The sequence below is a fragment of the Armatimonadota bacterium genome (assembly GCA_016869025.1).
Classification (GTDB): domain Bacteria; phylum Sysuimicrobiota; class Sysuimicrobiia; order Sysuimicrobiales; family Humicultoraceae; genus VGFA01.
This window is the reverse complement of the sequence record VGFA01000026.1, coordinates 17,504-35,961: the sequence shown is the minus strand read 5'-3', so window position 1 is coordinate 35,961 and position 18,458 is coordinate 17,504. Positions and strand designations below refer to the sequence as shown.

The 18,458-nt window shown below is 65.1% G+C and carries 23 protein-coding genes and 1 pseudogene; 19 read left to right on the top strand and 5 right to left on the bottom strand.

Annotated features, from left to right (window positions below; genetic code table 11):
- Positions 1-136: 136 nt before the first annotated feature.
- From FJX73_11755 to FJX73_11700, 12 genes and pseudogenes are all read left to right on the top strand, one after another.
- Positions 137-430, top strand: coding sequence for a hypothetical protein (locus tag FJX73_11755; GenBank protein MBM3471447.1), 294 nt, complete (start codon positions 137-139; stop codon positions 428-430).
- A gap of 89 nt (positions 431-519) precedes the next feature.
- On the top strand, positions 520-1,278 hold the full coding sequence (locus tag FJX73_11750; protein ID MBM3471446.1) for a class I SAM-dependent methyltransferase: 759 nt from the start codon (positions 520-522) through the stop codon (positions 1,276-1,278).
- 271 nt (positions 1,279-1,549) lie between these two features.
- Positions 1,550-2,014 carry a hypothetical protein gene (locus FJX73_11745; protein MBM3471445.1) on the top strand — a complete coding sequence of 155 codons (465 nt, stop codon included), beginning with the start codon at positions 1,550-1,552 and terminating at the stop codon, positions 2,012-2,014.
- Between the two features lie 333 nt (positions 2,015-2,347).
- A complete protein-coding gene (locus tag FJX73_11740; GenBank protein MBM3471444.1) occupies positions 2,348-2,563 on the top strand; it encodes a type II toxin-antitoxin system HicB family antitoxin in 216 nt (71 codons plus the stop codon).
- Complete coding sequence (locus tag FJX73_11735; protein ID MBM3471443.1) at positions 2,560-2,763, top strand: addiction module toxin, HicA family; 204 nt, start codon at positions 2,560-2,562, stop codon at positions 2,761-2,763. The genes FJX73_11740 and FJX73_11735 overlap by 4 nt, the downstream gene beginning before the upstream one ends.
- 207 nt (positions 2,764-2,970) lie before the next feature.
- Positions 2,971-3,231 carry a type II toxin-antitoxin system Phd/YefM family antitoxin gene (locus FJX73_11730; protein MBM3471442.1) on the top strand — a complete coding sequence of 87 codons (261 nt, stop codon included), beginning with the start codon at positions 2,971-2,973 and terminating at the stop codon, positions 3,229-3,231.
- A gap of 3 nt (positions 3,232-3,234) precedes the next feature.
- Entirely contained in the window at positions 3,235-3,546 is a 312-nt protein-coding gene (locus FJX73_11725; protein MBM3471441.1) for a type II toxin-antitoxin system RelE/ParE family toxin, read from the top strand.
- Positions 3,547-3,735: 189 nt separating this feature from the next.
- Complete coding sequence (locus FJX73_11720; GenBank protein MBM3471440.1) at positions 3,736-3,966, top strand: type II toxin-antitoxin system RelE/ParE family toxin; 231 nt, start codon at positions 3,736-3,738, stop codon at positions 3,964-3,966.
- 168 nt (positions 3,967-4,134) lie between these two features.
- The gene (locus tag FJX73_11715) at positions 4,135-4,539 is read left to right on the top strand and encodes an ester cyclase (protein MBM3471439.1); all 405 of its coding nucleotides are present in this window, start codon (positions 4,135-4,137) and stop codon (positions 4,537-4,539) included.
- Positions 4,540-4,719: 180 nt separating this feature from the next.
- A pseudogene (locus FJX73_11710) lies at positions 4,720-4,939 on the top strand (CopG family transcriptional regulator).
- A 54-nt stretch (positions 4,940-4,993) separates the two neighbouring features.
- Complete coding sequence (locus FJX73_11705; protein ID MBM3471438.1) at positions 4,994-5,821, top strand: alpha/beta hydrolase; 828 nt, start codon at positions 4,994-4,996, stop codon at positions 5,819-5,821.
- 53 nt (positions 5,822-5,874) lie between these two features.
- The gene (locus FJX73_11700; protein ID MBM3471437.1) at positions 5,875-6,936 is read left to right on the top strand and encodes a GNAT family N-acetyltransferase; all 1,062 of its coding nucleotides are present in this window, start codon (positions 5,875-5,877) and stop codon (positions 6,934-6,936) included.
- On the opposite strand, the gene FJX73_11695 is transcribed toward FJX73_11700, so the two are convergent.
- Positions 6,927-7,811: a winged helix DNA-binding domain-containing protein gene (locus FJX73_11695; protein MBM3471436.1), complete on the bottom strand. Its 885-nt coding sequence runs from the start codon at positions 7,809-7,811 to the stop codon at positions 6,927-6,929. The two genes, FJX73_11700 and FJX73_11695, sit on opposite strands and share 10 nt — an antisense overlap.
- A gap of 102 nt (positions 7,812-7,913) precedes the next feature.
- Between FJX73_11695 and FJX73_11690 the strand changes: the two genes are divergently transcribed.
- From FJX73_11690 to FJX73_11665, 6 genes are all read left to right on the top strand, one after another.
- On the top strand, positions 7,914-9,221 hold the full coding sequence (locus tag FJX73_11690) for an insulinase family protein (protein MBM3471435.1): 1,308 nt from the start codon (positions 7,914-7,916) through the stop codon (positions 9,219-9,221).
- Positions 9,218-10,486: an insulinase family protein gene (locus FJX73_11685; protein MBM3471434.1), complete on the top strand. Its 1,269-nt coding sequence runs from the start codon at positions 9,218-9,220 to the stop codon at positions 10,484-10,486. Before FJX73_11690 ends, FJX73_11685 begins: the two co-directional genes overlap by 4 nt.
- Positions 10,483-11,145 (top strand): NADPH-dependent F420 reductase, encoded by a 663-nt coding sequence (npdG, locus tag FJX73_11680; protein ID MBM3471433.1) that lies wholly within the window; start codon positions 10,483-10,485, stop codon positions 11,143-11,145. Before FJX73_11685 ends, npdG begins: the two co-directional genes overlap by 4 nt.
- Positions 11,142-11,897: a coenzyme F420-0:L-glutamate ligase gene (gene cofE / locus FJX73_11675; GenBank protein ID MBM3471432.1), complete on the top strand. Its 756-nt coding sequence runs from the start codon at positions 11,142-11,144 to the stop codon at positions 11,895-11,897. The genes npdG and cofE overlap by 4 nt, the downstream gene beginning before the upstream one ends.
- Before the next feature lie 64 nt (positions 11,898-11,961).
- Positions 11,962-13,278 (top strand): hypothetical protein, encoded by a 1,317-nt coding sequence (locus tag FJX73_11670; GenBank protein ID MBM3471431.1) that lies wholly within the window; start codon positions 11,962-11,964, stop codon positions 13,276-13,278.
- A 28-nt stretch (positions 13,279-13,306) separates the two neighbouring features.
- Positions 13,307-14,284: a TGS domain-containing protein gene (locus FJX73_11665; GenBank protein ID MBM3471430.1), complete on the top strand. Its 978-nt coding sequence runs from the start codon at positions 13,307-13,309 to the stop codon at positions 14,282-14,284.
- On the opposite strand, the gene FJX73_11660 is transcribed toward FJX73_11665, so the two are convergent.
- A complete protein-coding gene (locus FJX73_11660) occupies positions 14,281-14,964 on the bottom strand; it encodes an exopolysaccharide biosynthesis protein (protein MBM3471429.1) in 684 nt (227 codons plus the stop codon). The genes FJX73_11665 and FJX73_11660 overlap by 4 nt on opposite strands.
- A gap of 49 nt (positions 14,965-15,013) precedes the next feature.
- The gene (locus FJX73_11655; protein MBM3471428.1) at positions 15,014-15,445 is read right to left on the bottom strand and encodes a hypothetical protein; all 432 of its coding nucleotides are present in this window, start codon (positions 15,443-15,445) and stop codon (positions 15,014-15,016) included.
- A gap of 123 nt (positions 15,446-15,568) precedes the next feature.
- On the opposite strand from FJX73_11655, the gene FJX73_11650 reads away from it, so the two are divergent.
- Positions 15,569-16,012: a GAF domain-containing protein gene (locus FJX73_11650; protein MBM3471427.1), complete on the top strand. Its 444-nt coding sequence runs from the start codon at positions 15,569-15,571 to the stop codon at positions 16,010-16,012.
- Here FJX73_11650 and FJX73_11645 read toward each other — a convergent pair.
- Both FJX73_11645 and FJX73_11640 read right to left on the bottom strand, forming a co-directional pair.
- On the bottom strand, positions 16,009-16,857 hold the full coding sequence (locus tag FJX73_11645; protein MBM3471426.1) for a fumarylacetoacetate hydrolase family protein: 849 nt from the start codon (positions 16,855-16,857) through the stop codon (positions 16,009-16,011). The two genes, FJX73_11650 and FJX73_11645, sit on opposite strands and share 4 nt — an antisense overlap.
- A 47-nt stretch (positions 16,858-16,904) precedes the next feature.
- Complete coding sequence (locus FJX73_11640; protein MBM3471425.1) at positions 16,905-18,425, bottom strand: FAD-dependent thymidylate synthase; 1,521 nt, start codon at positions 18,423-18,425, stop codon at positions 16,905-16,907.
- Positions 18,426-18,458: the final 33 nt, after the last annotated feature.

Sequence of the window (18,458 nt, the reverse complement as noted above, 5' to 3'; positions counted from 1 at the left end):
TGCGCTGGAACACGCCGTGCTTACCTCCCTCGCCCACACGCGGGGGCAGCGGCACGTCCTCGCGGCGTTCTTCCGGGCGGCTGGGCTGGAGCTTTAAGGTGTACCATTACTTAGGCAAGGATCAATAGCTCGATTTATGGCTGATCACATGCACCATAACGGGTATGCAGGTCGCCAACTGTATCGGCTATTTAAGCAGCAAGGACTGGTCAATGTCTCTTTTGAAGTATTTCCTCTTGTGGTGACAAACTATGCGTTTGCCAGACAAGTCTGGTCTCTTGACAAGCTCTTTGGGGAATCTGTTGCAATGAATGTTGTTACCGAAGCGGAAGTAAACAAAATCCAAAGGGAGTTCGAACAAGCAGATGCAAAGGGCGTGTTTTTTGGTTATGGTTGTATGGCGCTTGTTGCTGGACAAAAGGCAGGCTAACCCGCGCTTCCACCTGACGCCGCTCCGCTGCGCTTCGCGGCGCAGGTGAAGCGCGATCCGTTAGGCCGCCCATCATTAGGAGATTGAAGATGGACCGATGGAAATACTTCGATATCACACACCGAGAACACCTCATCTGCAACCCAATGAGTGTTGAGAAGTTCGAGGACCTCATCAGTCTCCTGCGATTGCGGTCTGGAGCGCGGGTGCTAGAGATCGCCACAGGGAAGGGCGAGTTCATTGTACGGCTGGCGGAACGGTATGACATTGAAGGGATAGGAGTTGATCTCTCGCCATACTGTGTTTCAGACGCCCGGGAGAAGCAAAGAGAACGCATTCCGGATGCTCAGTTGGAGTTCTTGGAGATGGACGGGATGGACTATGAGCCGGAGAAACCGGCAAGCTTTGATTTGGTGGCTTGTATCGGAGCGAGTTGGATCTATGGCGGGCATCGAGGGACTTTGGAGGCACTGACCGGGATGGCGGTTTCCGGAGGTTGGGTGGTAGTTGGGGAACCGTACTGGAGACAAGAGCCAGCGGCGGCGCATCTGGAGGCCATCGGGGAAGACCGTAGCACATATGGGACGCATTACGAGAACGTGGAAGCTGGGCAAAAGCTTGGATTAGAGCTGGTCTACACATTGGTGGGCACCCAAGATGATTGGGACAAATATGAAGGGTTGCAGTGGTATGCAGCGACGGCGTGGGCGAGCGAGCATCCGGAGGACCCTGATGTGGAAGAGTTGTTGAAACGGGTGCTTGAGGGTAGAGAGAATTACCTGAGGTGGGGGCGGGAGACTTTTGGATGGGCGATCTATGTTTTCAAGAAGGATGGCGCTGGCAAATAGTGAGCGGCGCAACCAATCGTTGCAGAACGACGCCGGGGCCAGACGTTGGAAGAAACAGAACAACGTGAACCGGCCCGGCGCGTCTGAACTCAGGCGTTGAACTGAACCGCTCACGCGGTAGAGACGACCAGGCCTCTCCCGGGGCTGCTCGCTTTCCTTGTCTGATCGCTCCCGGTGATCCGCGCAGTTCGCTCTGACGCTGGCATCCCGCGTCAACCGGCTCATACTCACCTCCATAGGGTTCTGCCAATCCACCCCCTGGAGGTGTCCTATGAGCGAGCTGCGCACCCGCATGATCCGTGACATGGCGTTGCGCGGGTTCTCCCCGCGGACCCACCAGGCGTACATCGGCGCCGTGGTGGGGCTGGCGAAGTACTACGGGCGGTCACCGGCCCAGATCGGGAACGATGAAGTCCAGGCCTACCTGGCCCACCTGATCCAGGAGCGCCGGCTGTCCTGGAGCACGTGCAGCCAGGCGGCGTACGCCTTCCGCTTCCTCTACCACGTGACACTGGGCTACGAGCGGGCCGACTTCCACGTCCCTGCCCCCAAGCAGCCGCAGAGGCTGCCGGAGATCCTGAGCCGCGAGGAGGTCTGGCAGTTGCTGCGCGCCTGCGAGCATCCCCGGCGCCGGCTGTTGCTGGCGACCACTTACGCCGCGGGCCTGCGCGTGAGCGAGGTGGTCGTCCTGAAGGTCTCGGACCTCGACGCCGAGCGCATGCCCTCGCCGACCTGATCCTTGCCTGGACCAGAAACTCCCGGTACGCCTCGGTGAGGTCGGCTCCCGACACGCTCCCCTCGCGCGTGCTCCCGAAGCTCCACCGTGCTCCGCTGCACCTGTCAGCACCCCGCCCCATCGCTCCTGTCGGGCGACGCCAGCCCCTCCAAGCAGGCTTCCCCGCAGCCCTCGGCTGGGCTAGAATCCCCATAGCGGCCAGGGGACCGCGGTTCAGTTCAACAGGTTCTATCCGCCATGCTGTCGCACGACGGATAGAAGCCTATTCGTTAGACAGAGGCAGTGAAGGCGATCCGAGGTGTTGAGATGAAGAAGCGGGGTATGGAAAAGTGGATGCGAAACGAGTTCACAGCCGTCATCGAGCGTGACAACGGGTGGTACATCGCTTACTGTCCGGAGATCCCTGGAGCCAATGGACAGGGGCGAACGAAGGCGGAGGTAAGACGCAGCTTGGCGGAAGCGATCGCCCTCATCCTGGAGGACAGGCGCGAGGACGGCTTACGCGGGGTGCCGCGCGATGCAGTGCGTGAGAGAGTTGTCGTGAGGTGAAGCGAGGCGATCTGCTGCGGCACCTCAGGAGGCACGGTTGTCACTTGAAGCGGGAAGGGAAGTCGCATTCGCTTTGGGCGAATCCGATGACCGGCGCCGTCGAGGCGGTGCCACGCCGCAGCGAGATCCCGGATCTCCTGGCGCGGAAGATCTGCCGTGGCCTGTCAGTACCGGAAGTCGGAAGTGAAGAGCCTGTCTAACTGCGCGCTTCAGCGGACGGCCGATGCTCATCTAGCCGCAGGGTGATGGTCGTTTCGGGCGGCAGTTTGCTGGGCAGGCCGCCGCTGAGCGCGAACGTCAGGCGGACCCAGACGAAGCTCTTTGACGCACGCCGAAGATCCTTCGTGATCTGTACGTTCTATTGGTGTACTGTTTGTACTGGAGGTTGTACGCTGTAGGAGGTTCCTGTGCTTAGGACCGCTAGTGTCTCCCAGCTCCGGTCTGATCTCTCCTCGTACATCGAGAAGGTCGAGGAAGGCCCGATTGTCGTTCTCTCCCGCAGCCAGCCTGCAGCGGTACTGCTTGATCCTGAGGTATACGAGGCCCTCATCGAGAGCGCTGAGACGCTCGAAGACATTCTCGACGGTCGCGTTGCTCTCCAGCACTACGCCGTGCACCCTGAGGCCGCTGTCGACGCCGAAGAGGTCTTCTCGCGGCTGGGTCTCTAGGCCGTGTCCTACCAGCTGAAGCTGCTCTCCGGAATTGAGAAGCAGCTTCGCAGGCTTCCCCGCCCCGACAGAGAGCGCGTGGTCCAAGCCATGCGCTCTCTTGCCGATAACCCCAAGCCCGCCGGGACGACGCACCTTGTCGAGAACTTGTACCGCGTCCGCGTTGGGAGCTGCAGGGTTCTCTATGCAGTGTTCGAAGCTGAGGTTGTGGTTCTTGTCTGCAAGGTTGCCAGGCGCACGGAGGTCACTTGCAAGGGTATCCGCGCTCTCCTCAAGAGGGCTAGAGACATGCTCGGCTCAGCTCGAGGCCGTTAGCCACACGGCGACAGGGTTGCCGTATGCTGAGGAGGATTCCGAAGGAGACTCGAGAGATGGCCCGGACCGCGGCTCCCAAAGGCGTCAGGTTCATCGTAGATGACGAAGGTGAGAAGACCGGTGTCGTTATCGACCTTATAGACAACGCTGAGCTCTGGGAGGGCATCTACGACAGGGCGGTCGCACGGTCTGCACGCCGGGAGCTCGAGGGGCTCCCCCGGGTCAGCTGTCACGAGGGTCGCGACGCGAATCGGGTCCTTGGGGATCTCACCTCGGCCCGCGGGCTGCCACAAGCTCCAGGACACGGGCGCTCTCAACCGCATCCGGATTGGTGACTACCGTTTTGTCTGCAGTGTCGATGACGAGGAGCGCCTCGTAGATGTCGTGGCGGTCCGCCACCGCAGTCACGCGTATCGGTAAGGGCCGGTGGCTGACACGCCGATGCACCTGCCGGCGTGTGCGCGGGCTCACGGGTAGTGTGGCGAACCAAAGTGTGCGCGTTGCAGGCGATCGGCATGCCGGCGGCCGTAAGCCATGTTGGAAGGGGTACCTACTGGTCGTCCCAAGAGTGCGAGGTGAGGAGGCAACGTGTCCAATCCGTCCCTGATCACAGCATTGTTCGCCGCAGGTGATGCTGGCGACCTCGAGGCGTTTGATCAGTACCTCCACGACGACGTGATCGTTCATGCTCCCGCGGGGCTTTCAACAGTTGGACTTGAGCGTGAGCGCGAATCCTGGCGCAAGGCCAAGTCGGCGATCCCGGACATCCATCACGAGTTCGTCGATGTGTTCTCCAGCCCTACTGCTGAAGCCGCTCGTGCAATCGTCACAGGCACGATGTACGGGTCCTACGGGGGGCTCTCCTCGGAGGGACGAGCCTTCAAGATAGATCAGGCTGTGTTCGCGCGTATCAGAGACGGCAAGATCACCGAGCTGTGGGAGATTGTCGACACCTCCGTGCTCCGTGAGCAGCTAGGTGAGTCGCGCCGGTAGGCGAGTCAAGCTCCGGCTAACAGGCGCGTCCGGCGGACGGCGCAGGCGTAGACTGGGGAGCGGGGCGCGTTCGGCCGCCGCTGACGCGCTAGCCGTTAGGCCGTACCTATCGCGCCTCGATGTCGTGACGCCTTGACATCTAGGTGGCCTGGGCTAGTCTCACTCATGGGGGTGATTCCCTTGAGTGAGTCTGCAAGACGTTCCACGGTCTACTTCGAGCCCGAGATCCACAGAGCCCTTCGGATCAAGTCGGTTCACACTCGTCGCTCTCGAAGAGCGAGCGGGGGAGCCGACCATCAGTTACGAGGACCTTCTCAAAGACCTGAAGGCCCATGGCAAGATATGGCTTCATCTTCAGGAGATCCGAGGCCGCCGGCGAGGGGCCTACAGGGGCAGGTAGCCCGCCGCGCGTGGACGGCCCGTTAGCCGGCAGTTGGCAACCGGAGATGATGCGATGACCATTCAGGAACAGATCAATCGCTTCTCTGAACGATTCGGGAAGAACGTCAGGGCCAACAACGCCACCTGGCGCTACTATCTCCTCGGCGCGGGCACGCCCATCTTGTGGCTCACCGGGGGGATGCGCCGGGCGGCGCTCGGCTTCGCTTTCCTGGAACGGCTTGCCAGACGCCACGTCGTCATCGCACCCGATTATCCGCCTGTGCAGTCAATTGGTGAGCTAGTGGCCGGCTTGGACACCATCCTGCGAACCGAATGCGTTACTGCCTTCACGCTGGCAGGGCAGTCCTACGGGGGATTGTTGGCGCAGGCATATCTGGCACATAAGGACCATGCGGTTGACCGGCTCATCCTGTCCAGCACCGGGCCGGTCAATGCCATCGGCAAGGCCTGGCTACCTGTGCTGTCTATCGTCGTGGCACTGGCACGGATGCTGCCGGAAGGGAGCGTCAAAGGTCTGTTGGCTGGCGAGCTGCTCAAGCACATCAACGTGCCCGCATCCGAGCGTGCCGAGTGGCTGGAAGTCATCCACGGCGTCATGCGAAACGACCTAACGCGCGCCGATGCGGTGTCGCATTTCGCTGTCGCAGTCGATATGCTGAGGCAGGGGATGGTGGTGCCTGCCGCCTATCGAAGCTGGACAGGACGTGTCATCGTACTGAGAGCCGAGAACGATCCAACGCAGCGAAAAGAGGATCTTCCGCGTTACGAGCGGCTGTTCGGTCGCCCGGTGGACGTGCTGGACATGGGTAACCTGGGACACACCGCGGCGCTCTTCAGCCCGGACAGGTATGTCGAACTGCTGGAGCAGGCACTTGCCTAGTGAACGAGCCGTGTGCGCTTGAGTGTTGAGCCAGTTCGCAGGGAGGTGCGCCAATGGCTATCACTCTTCGGCCTGTTGGTTCGTCCGATGAGCCCGCGCTGACCGCGCTCATCAAGGCAAGCCCAGACACCGGCCTCATTACGATGGGTGCTCTATTCCACCCTGACGCCTATACGGTCTATGCCCGGCAGGCGAGGCGTCTCGGAGGGCTGGTTGCCAGCGCCCCAGGCGAGGAAGGCCTGGCCGGGGCAGGGTTCTTCTCTCTGCGGAAGTTGGCGTTTGAGGGGCAGATCCGGCCGGCTGCCTATCTGTTCAGTCTCGTTGTCCATCCCGGGTGGCGACGACAGGGGATAGGAAGGCGCCTTGTCCGCGAGCTGATGGCGGCCGCGCGCGACCAGATCGGCCCTGATGGTGTGCTGTATGCCCACATTCAAAGCAACAACACCGGCTCGCTGCGGATCTTCGAGACGCTCTTCGACCGCATGGCTGGTCCCATCGACTTCGGCGGGCCGCCCATGCGCCGCCGTCCCATGAAGCGGCGTCCCGACGTCATAGTGCGCCCGGCAAACCACAAGGAGCTACCCCTCATTGCCGAGGGTCTGAATCAGTTCTATGCCGACTACGACCTGTTCCCGCCGGAGACCGAAGAGAGCCTCAAGGACTGGCTGGACGACGAACTCCATCACTACCACGTCGCAGCCGATGCTCACGGGCAGGTTCTGGCTGGCATAGGTGTCTTTGATGAACCCGCGCTGCGTGAGACCGAAATCCTTGACATGCCTGTTCCACTCAAACTGCTCAATCGGCTTGTCGGTCTGGTCCCTCGCGACGGTGTGCTGCGGCGCTTGGTGACCAGCCGAGTGTGGTTCCGCCCGGGGTATCTGGCCGCAGCGCAGTGTCTCTGGCAGACGCTCCGTTTCGAGTTACGAGAAAAAGGCAATATGCTGGGGGTGGGTTACGATCACATGGATGGCGGGCTGAGACGGGTCTTCGGTCTGCCTCGCTGGCTGCCAATGGCGCATACGACCGTTGCGCTCTGCTATCCCAAGCACGACGTTCCTCCAACGAGCGAACGGACCGCTGCTCAGAGGCGGCTGATCTACGCTCAGCGGTAGAGGCCCGGAGGGGTCCAGAGGCAGCGGCCGTCGATCTCTGCTCGCACTAGCCCCGCCCGCGCCGCGGCCTTGCCTGCGAGTCGTGTGCTCCATCCGAACAGCGCCGTGAAGTCGTCCTCCGAGGCCGCCCCGACGATACGCAGGTACCGGGCCATCACCGCCGCTGCCGCGTCCTCCGACGCCATGCTCCCCGCCGCCTCCACTACCGCCGGCATCCACCTGTGGAAGGCGTCCCAGATGAAGGAGTACCCGCCACGGCCCTCCACCTCGGCCGCCTTCACGATGAGGAAGCGCTCCTGGAGATCGTCCAACGCCCTGTGGAATCGGGCCCCGCTTTCTCCGCGCGCCACGAACCTGCGGCGCAGGATCCATGTAGAGACCGGTGCCTCTGCTGAGATCGCCTCGCACAGGGTCTTGGCCAGCAGGCTGAGCCGTCCTTCACGGTAGGCCTGCAGGTGGTCGTCGGGCTCGCCCGTGTTGCCGGAGAGGGCATAGAACGCCGGCAGCATCCCCAGCGAGATGTACGAGGGCTTGCGGCGGATGGCCTTGCCGTAGTATGCCTTCCTGCCGGTGGCCAGCTCGTCCTTCCACCGCCATGCCCAGGACCACATGCGGTCGGTGCTGCGGGTGGCCAGCGCGTCGAACAGCCCGGGCAGGCCCCCCGGCCCGCCGGTGAAGGCGAAGCAGAAGCCCAGGTCATTGATGAAGCGCAGCGCGCCCCGACGGTCGCGGACGCGGTAGGGCCGCAGGACGGCGCGCCGGTGGCGGGTAATGGCCTCGGGACTGATGGTGAGCATCTCCTGCGGGATACGCGATCGCGGCGCCCGGCTCCTGGTCTCGGCAGGCGACCGCGCTCCGGAAGCGGCCGGTGTCATGGCAGGGGAGCGCGCGACCGTGGCGAAAGTAGGACAGCCCCCGTGCCTTTGGTTCGTCCCAGGCCGCTCATCAGCGAGGGCTCATCAGCGAGGAGTGAAGATATGCAAGAAGTGTACGCGACAACGCTGCCCAACGGGCTGCAGGTGCTCATCCAAGAGTCGCACGCGGCACCCGTGGCCACATTCTGGGTCTGGTACAGGGTGGGTAGCCGCAACGAGCCATCCGGCTACACCGGCATATCGCACTGGGTCGAGCACATGCTCTTCAAGGGGACGCCGGCGCATCCGTCGGGAACGCTGACTCGGCTCATAGATCGGCTGGGGGGCCGCTGGAACGCCTTCACCTGGAAGGATTACACCGCGTACTTCGAGGTGATGCCGGTCGAGCACATTGGGGTTGCCGTGCGCCTGGAAGCCGACCGGATGCAGAACACCATCTTCGATCCCGAGGTGGTTGCCGGCGAGCGGACGGTCATCATCTCCGAGCGGGAGGGCGCCGAGAACTACCCGGCCTACTACCTGCGCGAGGAGGTGGAGGCCCTGGCGTTCAAGGCGCACCCGTACCGCCAGCCGGTCATCGGCTGGAAGGGCGACCTGCGCGCCATCACGCGTGACGATCTCTACCACCACTACCGGACCTACTACCGTCCATCTAACGCCATCGCCGTGGCCGTGGGGGATTTTGACTCCGCGCAGATGGCCGCGCTCATAGCCGAGACCTTTGGGCCTGTAGCGGCCGGCGGTCCGGTGCCCGTGGTGCACGCGGAGGAGCCCGAGCAGGAGGGCGAGCGCCGCGTGGTCCTGCGGCGGCCTGGAGGCGCCACGGCCCTGCTTCAGATGGCCTTCCACGTGCCGCGGGCCGGGCATCCGGACATGCCGGCACTCCTGGTTCTGGATGGTATCCTCTCGGGTTTCAAGGGCGTGGTCCCGTTCGATGGCGGCACCGGCGGTCGCAGCAGCCGCCTGTACCGTGCCCTTGTGGACGGCGGCCTGGCCACCGAGGTCGGATCAGGGCTCACGCCGAGCATAGATCCCACGTTGTTCCGGATTAGCGCTACGGCGCGCACTGGCGTAGAGGCAGGCGCGGTCGAGGCAGCGGTGAACCGGGAGATCGCGCGGCTGCACGATGAACCCGCAGACGGCGCCGAGCTGGCTAGGGTCAAGCGCCAGGCACACGCCCAGTTCGTGTACCTGCGCGACGGGGTCTTCCGGCGCGCGATGTCGCTGGGCATGTTTGAGGCCGTGGACTGGCCGCAGACGGTCCAAACGCTGACCGAGCGCATCGAGGAAGTCTCCCGTGAGGACGTAACGCGGGTCGCGAGCACCTACCTTTCCGATCGCCGGCGCACGGTGGGGTACTACCTGCCCGAAGAGGGCACCAAAGACGGCGGGACCGAGGTGGCCTCATGACCCCGCCCGTCCTCGCAGGCCAGGTCGTGCGGACGGTGCTGCCCAATGGGATGGCCTGCCTGGTCCGACCTTCTCCGGACTCAGGCGCCGTGGCGATTCATGGATTCGTGAAGGCCGGCGCGATCTTTGACCGGGACCGGCCCGGGCTGGCCAGGTTCGCCGGCTCGACGCTGATGCGCGGGACCATCCGGCGCAGCGGACCGCAACTCGCCGAGGACCTGGACGCGATCGGCGCAGGCCTCACGGTCGCACCCGGGCTCGAGACCGTGGTCCTCTCCGGAAGGGCCCTGGCAGATGATGCGGTGGCGCTTCTGGACACCGCCGCCGAGGTGCTGGCCGAGCCCGCCTTCCCCGAGGATGAGGTTGAGCGGGTGCGCGGCGAGCTCGTTACCTCGGCCCGGGTGAGCTCGCTGGACACGCGGCAGGTCTCTGAGCGCATCTTTCGGAGGATTGCCTATCCCCAAGGGCACCCGCACAGCCACAACCCTGACGGCGAAGAAGCCGTCCTGGCGTCGCTGACCCCAGATGATCTGCGGACGTTTCACGCGGAGCACCTGCGCCCGGAGGCGGCGGCCCTGGTGATGGTCGGCGACGTGGATCCCGGTCGCGCGACCGACCTTGTGGCCGACGCGTTCGGACGGTGGTCCTGCGGCGGAGCATGGGCGATTCCCGGATTCCCTGAACCGTCCTTGCCTGCCGGCATCCGGCGCGAGGAGTCGGTACTCCCGGGGAAGAGCCAGGCCGATCTCGTCCTGGGCACTCACGGGGTCGCGCGCACCGATCCCGACTACTATGCGGTAATGCTGGCCAATCTGCTGCTTGGGCAGCTTGGAATGATGGGACGGATCGGCGAGAACGTCCGCGAGCGGCAGGGGATGGCCTACTATGCCTACAGCGACCTACGCGCCGGCCTGCTGGCAGGTCCCTGGTGGGTGCGCGCAGGCGTGCATCCGTCCAACCTGGAGCGCGCGATTCTCGCGATCACGCACGAGATCGAGCAACTGCAACAGGATGGCCCTACCGCGGACGAGCTGGCCGATGCCAGGACGTATCTCGTCGGCTCTCTGGCCGTCCGCCTTGAGACCAACCAGGGGATCGCGCAGACTCTGGCAGACATGGAGCTGTTTGGGCTGGGCCTGGACTACATTGAGCGGTATCCTGAGATCATCGGTAGTGTCAGCAGGGAGGCCATCGTGGAAGTGACACGGCGGTTTCCCACTCGGGGTTACGCGCTGGCGATCGCCGGACCGGCGCGAGAGGGGTGAGCAGCATCTTGGGACCTGTGTCCATCCTTGGAGGGACGGGAGACCTCGGCCGCGGCCTTGCGGCGCGCATGGGCACAGCCGGGCTTGAGGTTGTGATCGGCTCAAGGGACGCCAGCCGCGCGAACGAGGCCGCGGCGCGGATCGGGCTTCCCGGCGTGCGCGGGGCAGCGAACGCCGACGCGGTGGCCGCGGCGGATACGGTGGTGCTTGCGATTCCCATTGAAGGTCATGCCGCGTTTGTCGAAGGGTTCGCAGGGCTGCTTTCCGGCAAGATCGTGGTGGACGCCACCGTGCCCCTGGGGCCCGGGTTCACGTTCGTGCCACCCCCGGCAGGGTCGGCCGCGGCCGAGACACAGGCCCTGGTACCAGGCGCGCGCGTTGTCGCGGCGTTTCATACGCTGTCGGCGCGTATGCTCGCCGACCTGACCCTTCCACTGGACCAGGACGTCCTGGTGTGCGGGGACGACCCCGAAGCCCGCGCCAGGGTGCTCGAACTGGCGACGACCATAGGCGCCCGCGGCGTGGACGCAGGAGGCCTCGCCGCCGCTGCCACGATAGAGGGCATTGCCGTGCTTCTCATCGGCCTGAACGTGCGCTACAAGCGGCGCCACCTCGGCATCCGCATAGCGCACCTGCCACCTGACGCCCGACCCCGATGAAGGCGCTGCTGGCCTGGGCGCCGGAGCCGTTTCCCGAGATCCGTCCCGGAGACGACCTCGGAGCAGCGATCATCGCCGTGTTGCGGGGTGCCGGGTTGGCCCCCCAGGACGGCGACTTCGTCGTGGTTGCCCACAAGGTTGTCTCGAAAGCCGAAGGCAGCGTAGTAGATCTTCGCACTGTTATCCCGAGCCCGGCCGCGGTCGCGCTCGCAACGGAAGCCGTCAAGGATCCGCGGCTGGTTGAGGTGATCCTGCGCCAGTCCAGGGCCATCAGACGCGTCCGGCCAGGGCTGATCATCGCCGAGCACCGGCTGGGCTTCGTCTGCGCCAACGCCGGCGTGGACCACTCGAACGTGGGGCTTGGCGACGATGTCGTGGCCGTTCTGCCCGCTGATCCAGACGCCTCGGCAGAAGGCCTCCGGGTCCGTCTGCGCGAGGCCTTTGGCGCAGAGGTGGGCGTTATCATCAACGACAGTCACGGCCGGCCGTTCCGCCAGGGCACGACAGGCGCCGCGATCGGCGCCGCGGGGCTCCGGGTGCTCCGATCGTACATCGGAGAGGAAGACCGGTACGGCTACGTACTGCGGGTGTCGGTGGAGGCCGTGGCCGACGAGCTCGCGGCGATGGCCAACCTCCTCCAGGGACAGGCCGCGGAGGGAACGCCGCTGGTGCTCATCCGCGGGGTGGAGCATCCTGGGAGCGAGCGCGCCGCGGACCTGGTCCGTGGCGAGGCGGACGACCTCTTCAGGTAGCGCGGTCTCTGTCAACGGGGTCGCTGCCGTAGCGTATACTCTCTGTGAGAGGTGGGGTGCGGCGATGATCGTGATTGCGACCGGTGTCTCAGGCAGTGGAAGGCTCTCCGAGGCGGGCGGAGGACCTGGTCACATCGTGCGCATGATCGAGGAGGGAGCGGCGCGCATCGAGCAGGCTCAGCGCGAGGGCAGGTGGACCTCTCCCATCAAGCGGCTGCGCTACATTGACATGGGACGACTCATGCTGGACCGGGCCACCGATCTGGGCATGGTAGTGCGCACCGAGACGATCCTCGACATGGCGCCCGAGTCGCTCCAGGAGCTGCGGGCCATCGCGTTCACAGAAGTCGTCAACGATCCGACGCTGTGGGAGCCGGACCAGTGCACCATCCTGGTCACCCACGCCTGCTTCTGGTGGAAGGGCCGCCTGATCCCCGGCCTCGACACCCACTACCTCAAGCTGCTGTTCGACGAGACCCGCCGCCGGACGCCAAGCCCAGAGGCAGCCGCCGTGCAGGAGCCGTTGCCCGGTCTGCGCCTGGCGCCACCGGTTCAGCCGGAGGGCATCTTCTACGTGACGGTGGTGGACAGCGTCTATCAGATACAACGCCGGCTCGAGGAGAGCGAGCAGTGGCGCGGGCGCCTCAGGCCCGGGGAGGTCATCGCCTGGCAGGAGCAGGAGGTGTTCATCTCCAAGATGCTGGCGGCCTACGAGCGCGTGCCGCACTTCCTGATTGCGCACGACGAGCCAGTACAGACTTTTTTCGATCTCATCTGCTTTAAAAGACCCAGGATCTACCTGGGCTATCCCATAACCAACCTGCGCCGGGAAGGGCAGGCGCAGTTGATCGAGATGGCGCGCGATTTCGGGCAGAGGCTGCGCGAGCACTTCGTGGTCTTCGATCCCCTCTCGGTGAAGGACGAGGAGGCGGCCGCGTTCTCCACGATCGGGGACGCGGAGTTCGTGCAGCAGTTCTCGGCCGAGCAGCGCGCCGAGATCCTGGCGTGGGCCGGATCGCTGGAGGCGGTGCGGTCCTGGGGGCGGACGCTGGACGATCACACGCGGCTGCAACTCGCGCGCGCCACGGTAGTGCGAGACCTGCGGCTGATTGACCAGTCGGAAATGAACGTGGTGTTCTATCCGACCAGCCAGATGTCGTTTGGGGTCCTCTCGGAGATGATCCACGCGCACACGACGGGGAAGAAGGTCTACATCCTCTACCCCTTCAAGAGCATGTCACCGTTCATGGAGTTCTACGCGACCGGCGTGCGGACGCCGGCCCCGGAGGAGGCCGACCCCGCGACCCCGGACGAGATCGCCGCGTTCATGCACCGCGCAGGCGACGCGCTCCTCGCGGAACTGACGGCAGAGGGAAGATAGGGACCCCGGCTCCCTACCGGGTACGACCATGCCTGCCAACCTCACGCCCGACTACCGAGCAGCCGACCGGAAGTTCAGGGAGGCCACTACTCCCCAGCAGAAGATGGCCGCGCTGGAGGAGATGCTGTCAACGATCCCAAAGCACAAGGGCACCGAGAAGATGCAGGCCGACCTCAAGCGCCGCATCGCCAAGTTCCGCAGCGAAGCCCAGCGCAAGAAAGGCGCGACCCGCAGCCGCCAGCTTTACCAGATCGAGCGCGAGGGCGCCGGGCAGATCGTGCTGGTTGGCGCGCCCAACTCGGGCAAGTCCTCGCTTCTGGCCGCGCTGACCAACGCCGTCCCGGAGATCGCCGCCTACCCCTTTACGACCCGGGGGCCCCAAGCCGGGATGGCGGCCTTCGAGAACGTGCAGATACAGCTGGTGGACCTGCCGCCGGTGAGCGAGGAGTTCGCGGAGGGATGGTTGTACGGCCTCATCCGCGGGGCGGACGGCGCGCTCGTGGCCGCGGACCTGGCAGACCAGGACCTCCTGGCTTCAACCGAGCAGGTCCTGGCTCTGCTGGCCGCCGCGAACCTTACCCTTATCCCACTCGGCGCCTCCCGCGCGCCCAACGAGGTGCCGGCGTTGTTCGTCGCGACCAAGCTCGATGCCCCCGGTGCCGCGGAGGTCCTCGAGGTGTTCCGGGAGTTCTACGGCGGGAAGCTTCCGGTGCTGCCCATCTCCTCCGAGCAGGACGTCAACCTGGCTGAACTGCGTCGGGTGATGTTCTCGATGCTCGGCATCATCAGGGTGTACAGCAAGAAGCCGGGCAAGAAGCCCGACCTGGAAGTCCCCTATGTCCTGCGGCGCGGCACGACGGTAATCGAGGCCGCGGCGGTGGTCCACAAGGACTTCGCCCAGGGCCTGCGCTTCGCGCGCCTGTGGCGCAAAGGCCATCCGGACGGGCTGATGGTCGGGCGCGACCATCCCCTGGAAGACGGCGACATTCTAGAGCTACACGCCTAGGGCCCTGGCCGGATCCGCTGGATCAGCACCAGGATCATACCGGCAGAGAGCCCGATCATTGCCAGGGAAGCTCCGCCAACGAGCATCCCGGCGGTCATGAACACCGCGTCCCGGTTGAGGAGTCCCATCCCGATCAGCATCACCGACAGGGCCGGCGCCGTGTTGAGGAAGGGGAGCGGGCTCAGGAGCAGCAGCCCCATCAGGAACACCATGGCCCCGGCCAGCCGGAGAACCACTCCCTCGCGGAGCCAGAGGCCCCTGGGCTTGGAGAGTCGCTCGGTGGCGCGTATCAGCGGAATCCCCCTCCGGCGCAGTATCGAGACGCTCTGCCGGGAGAGCACCCAATCCCTGAACCGTTGGGGCAACCAGGGATGCCGGGAGCCGGACAGCATCTGGACGGCGAATGCCGCATAGATGGGGCCAACGATCGTGGAAGATCCGGGCGGCAGGATGGGAATCAGCATCGGCAGGCCCAGCACGAACAGAAGAACCCCGAAACCCCGCTCGGCGGTCCGGTCCACCAACTCGCCCAGCCGCAGGGAGTGCGTCCCCGCGCTGTCGAGTATCGCTTCAAGAACCGCTGAGAGAGGGGTCTCTACCTTGTTGTCTGCCAGTCCCATGGCACCCACGCATCCGACGGCTGCCAGAATAGTACGGCGCGCCCCAGAAGTTCCCTCCATGGGGCGCGCTCGAGTTGGCGGGATCGGGGTCTATCGGGGGATCGGGGTTCTACGGAGAGGTCGCCGGCCCCACTATGAACGCACCGGTCATGCCCTGTGCCGCGTGTGCGAACAAACTGCAGATGAACGCGAACGATCCGCGCCCCTTGGCCACGAACTCGACCTCGGCCCGCTTGCCGGCATCAACGAAGATCCGCTTGCGGCCCTCGCTGACGCTCTCGCGGCCGTCCCCGCGGATGGTCAGGGGGATGTCGAGCAGGTAGGCCGATGCCAGGTCGTGCGCCCGCCCGAACTGGTCGGCGTTGATCAGACGCAGAACGACGGTGTCGCCTTCCTGGAACCTGATCAGGTTCGGCTCGAACTTGAACGAGGTCATCGTTACATCGAAGACCTTGCGCGTTCCCTGCGCGGGCGCCGCGGTTGGCGCCAACAGCATAGCCACGATCACCAGCAGACCAAGCAACTGCAATCGGCGTATCATCACGTGTCCTCCAAGGGCAGGCCTTCAGGTGGATCAGCCCATCCGATTGCAGGGAACGCGCGGCGCGCTGCGGGTTATTCCCGGCGCTATAATGTCGGGAGACCGCCGCCAGAGGAGGCAGGGATGGATTTCGATCGCGTCCTTGATGAGGTGCGCGTCCTGGCCGGCCAGAGTGGTGCTGCCGGGATCGTGGACTTCCTGCAAGACAGGTTCCCCCACTACTCGTGGGTCGGGATCTACTGGGTTGATGGGGACGACCTGGTGCTTGGCCCCTGGAAGGGCCCGCAGGCAACGGAGCACACGCGCATTCCGATCGGGACCGGTGTGTGTGGTGCCGCGGCCCGATCAGGGCAGACCGAGATCGTGCCCGATGTCAGCCAGGATCCCCGCTACCTGGCCTGCTTCGCGCACACACGCTCGGAGATCGTGGTGCCGATCTTCGCGGAGGGGCGGGTCGTCGGGGAGATTGACATTGACGGTGACCAGATTGACGCCTTCTCGAGCGAAGACCAGCGGTTTCTTGAGTGCGTGGCCGAGTTGCTGGCGCCGCTGGCGCCCGGCTCCTAGGGGGCCACGATCCGGCTTCGCAGCGTCCCGATCCCTTCTATCTCCGCCTCAACCACGTCACCTGCCTGAAGCCAGGCCGGCGGCGTGCGCCCCATGGCTACGCCTTCCGGCGTGCCCGTGGCCAGGATGTCACCTGGATCGAGGGTCATTCCCGCCGACAGGGTCGCGATCAGTCGCGCCACGGAGAAGATCATGCCTGCCGTGGACGCATCCTGTCGCAGCTCGCCGTTGACGCGCATCCGCAGACGCAGGTTTTGGGGGTCGGGGATCTCGGAACGGTGGACCACCGCGGGGCCCATGGGCGCGAAAGTGTCCAGGGACTTGCCCTTGAACCACTGCTGGTGCCGGCGTTGCAGGTCGCGCGCGGTGACGTCGTTCATGATCGTGTACCCGAACACGTGGCTCAGCGCGCGTTCTACCGGGATGTCGCGCCCGCGCTTTCCAATGATCACGGCCAGCTCGACCTCGTAGTCCAGCTGCTGGGTCACGGCGTGGTGCACTACCGGCGCCTCGGGTCCCACTACGCACGTGGGCGGCTTGGTGAAGAACACCGGTACCTCCGGGGGCGGGCTCCCGCCCTCCCTGGCATGCTCCGCGTAGTTGCGGCCCACGCAGAAGATGTTCTTTCGGGGTCGCGGGATGGGCGCAAGGAGGCACGCCCCGGCCACCGGGATTACATCGGGATGCTTGCGGCCTGCCCGAATGCGGCGCCTGCCCTGGGCCAGGGCCGCGCGCGCCGGGACCAGGCTGCCGCGCTCGATGAACGACAGAAGGTCGTCTGCGAACAGGTAGACGTACGCCCCGTCCACGATCCCGAGCCGGGGCCGTCCGCCCCGGCGCACCATCACGAATCGCACGGTCCACCCCCCTGCTTCGATCCGCTTTGCCTCAATCAGCCCTGCTTCAATCCGCCCGCGGCCGAGATCTCCGAGAAGAACATTGCCTCCAGCGCTTTCGCCTCGGGAGCATCGTAGCCAAACCGGATGTGCGCCACCAGGCCCGGATGAACCGCGCGCACTGCCTCATATATCAACAGTGCCACCCGCCGGTATGAGAAGTGGCCGGCCTCGCGGGCGCGCAACGGCACGAGACTGTAGAGCTCGCGCAGGTTCATCGTGGCAAGGAAACGCCTGTTGTGGGCGTTGGTTACCAGATACGCCGCCTGGTGGGGGAAATCACGTGCTATCCGGCGGTAGGCGTCGGTGGCCTGCTCTACCGCGTCGCGGAAGCGGTGGCCGAACCCGGCCTCATCCATCGCGCGCGGGACCGCGTATCCTAGTTCCACCGTGGGCGCCTGCGGGCTCTGGGTCATCATGCGGTGCCGCTTGAGATCGAAGTACGCGCCCTGGTCGCACACGATGTCAAAGGTGTAGGTCGTGTGCTCGATCTCGCGGATTGGCACGTCGTGGCGGCCAAGGCGCCCGAGGGCCTGCTCGATCACCGCGCGCCGCTCGTGTGCGCTCATCGCACAGGCCCGGTCCCAGGCTTCCGCGTACGCAGACCTGCCGTGGCGGTAGAGGCACGCGGCCACAACCCTTGTCTCGGGGTCACGGTCATGGTGGACCAGGCGGACGCCGGCATGTGAGTCCACTCCACGGCTCCCTTTGGTGGCCTCCTGCGCGGCGACCCCCTGCGCGGCGACCTCTTGCGCGGTGGCCTCAAGCGCGGCGGCCGATTCGGTGAGGTAGGCGCTGGGGCCCGCGTACTTGACCAGCGTAGGCACCTCGGCACACGCGACCCGCTTTATCTCGGCGCCGATGGCCCGGACCTCGTCGAGGGGGTGCGAGAGCATCTTCGTGATCGCGTGTTCCAGCGACCTTGCGTTGGCGGTCATGCCGACGTTGGCGACGGTGGCGCAGGGCAGCAGGAACCGGCAGACGTCAACGTACTTGGATCGGATGCGCGCCTCGTAGGCAGCCGCTGGCTCTTCGGCACCGCGCGGATGCCGGGCCTCTATGACCCTCCGGACCGGGTCAAGGCTTGCCTGGTAGGCCTGGAAGAGATCCCGGCAGGTTTCCCGGTACAGCTCCGCGTGTGGAGACGCCGCGATCTCCGGCGGGAAGAAGAACGCGTCAAAGATCTGATACCGGGTGGACTTCTCCGTGTACGAGCAGAGCCGGTTGCTCTCCAGACTCTCGATGGCAAGCCGTGAGAGGTTCTCCAGCGCCAGGTGCAGGACCGCGTGCTCGGCGACCGAACCGTGGCCGTAGCCGACTACCCACTTCTCGTGGAACTCGCTCGAGTGCCGTTCGGTCAACTCCTCTGCGATCTCGCGGAACGGCCTGGGGCTGCGGGAGGTCTTGGCGAACGCGACCGCAATGACCTCGGGGGGAAGGAGCCTAGGGCTAAGGAGGTAGATGTCGCGTCGGCGCTGCGATGGAGAGCCGTCTAAGGAGGCGAACAGCGGATACATGGCCTTCCCCCCGGGGTCGCCAGGATTATTCCC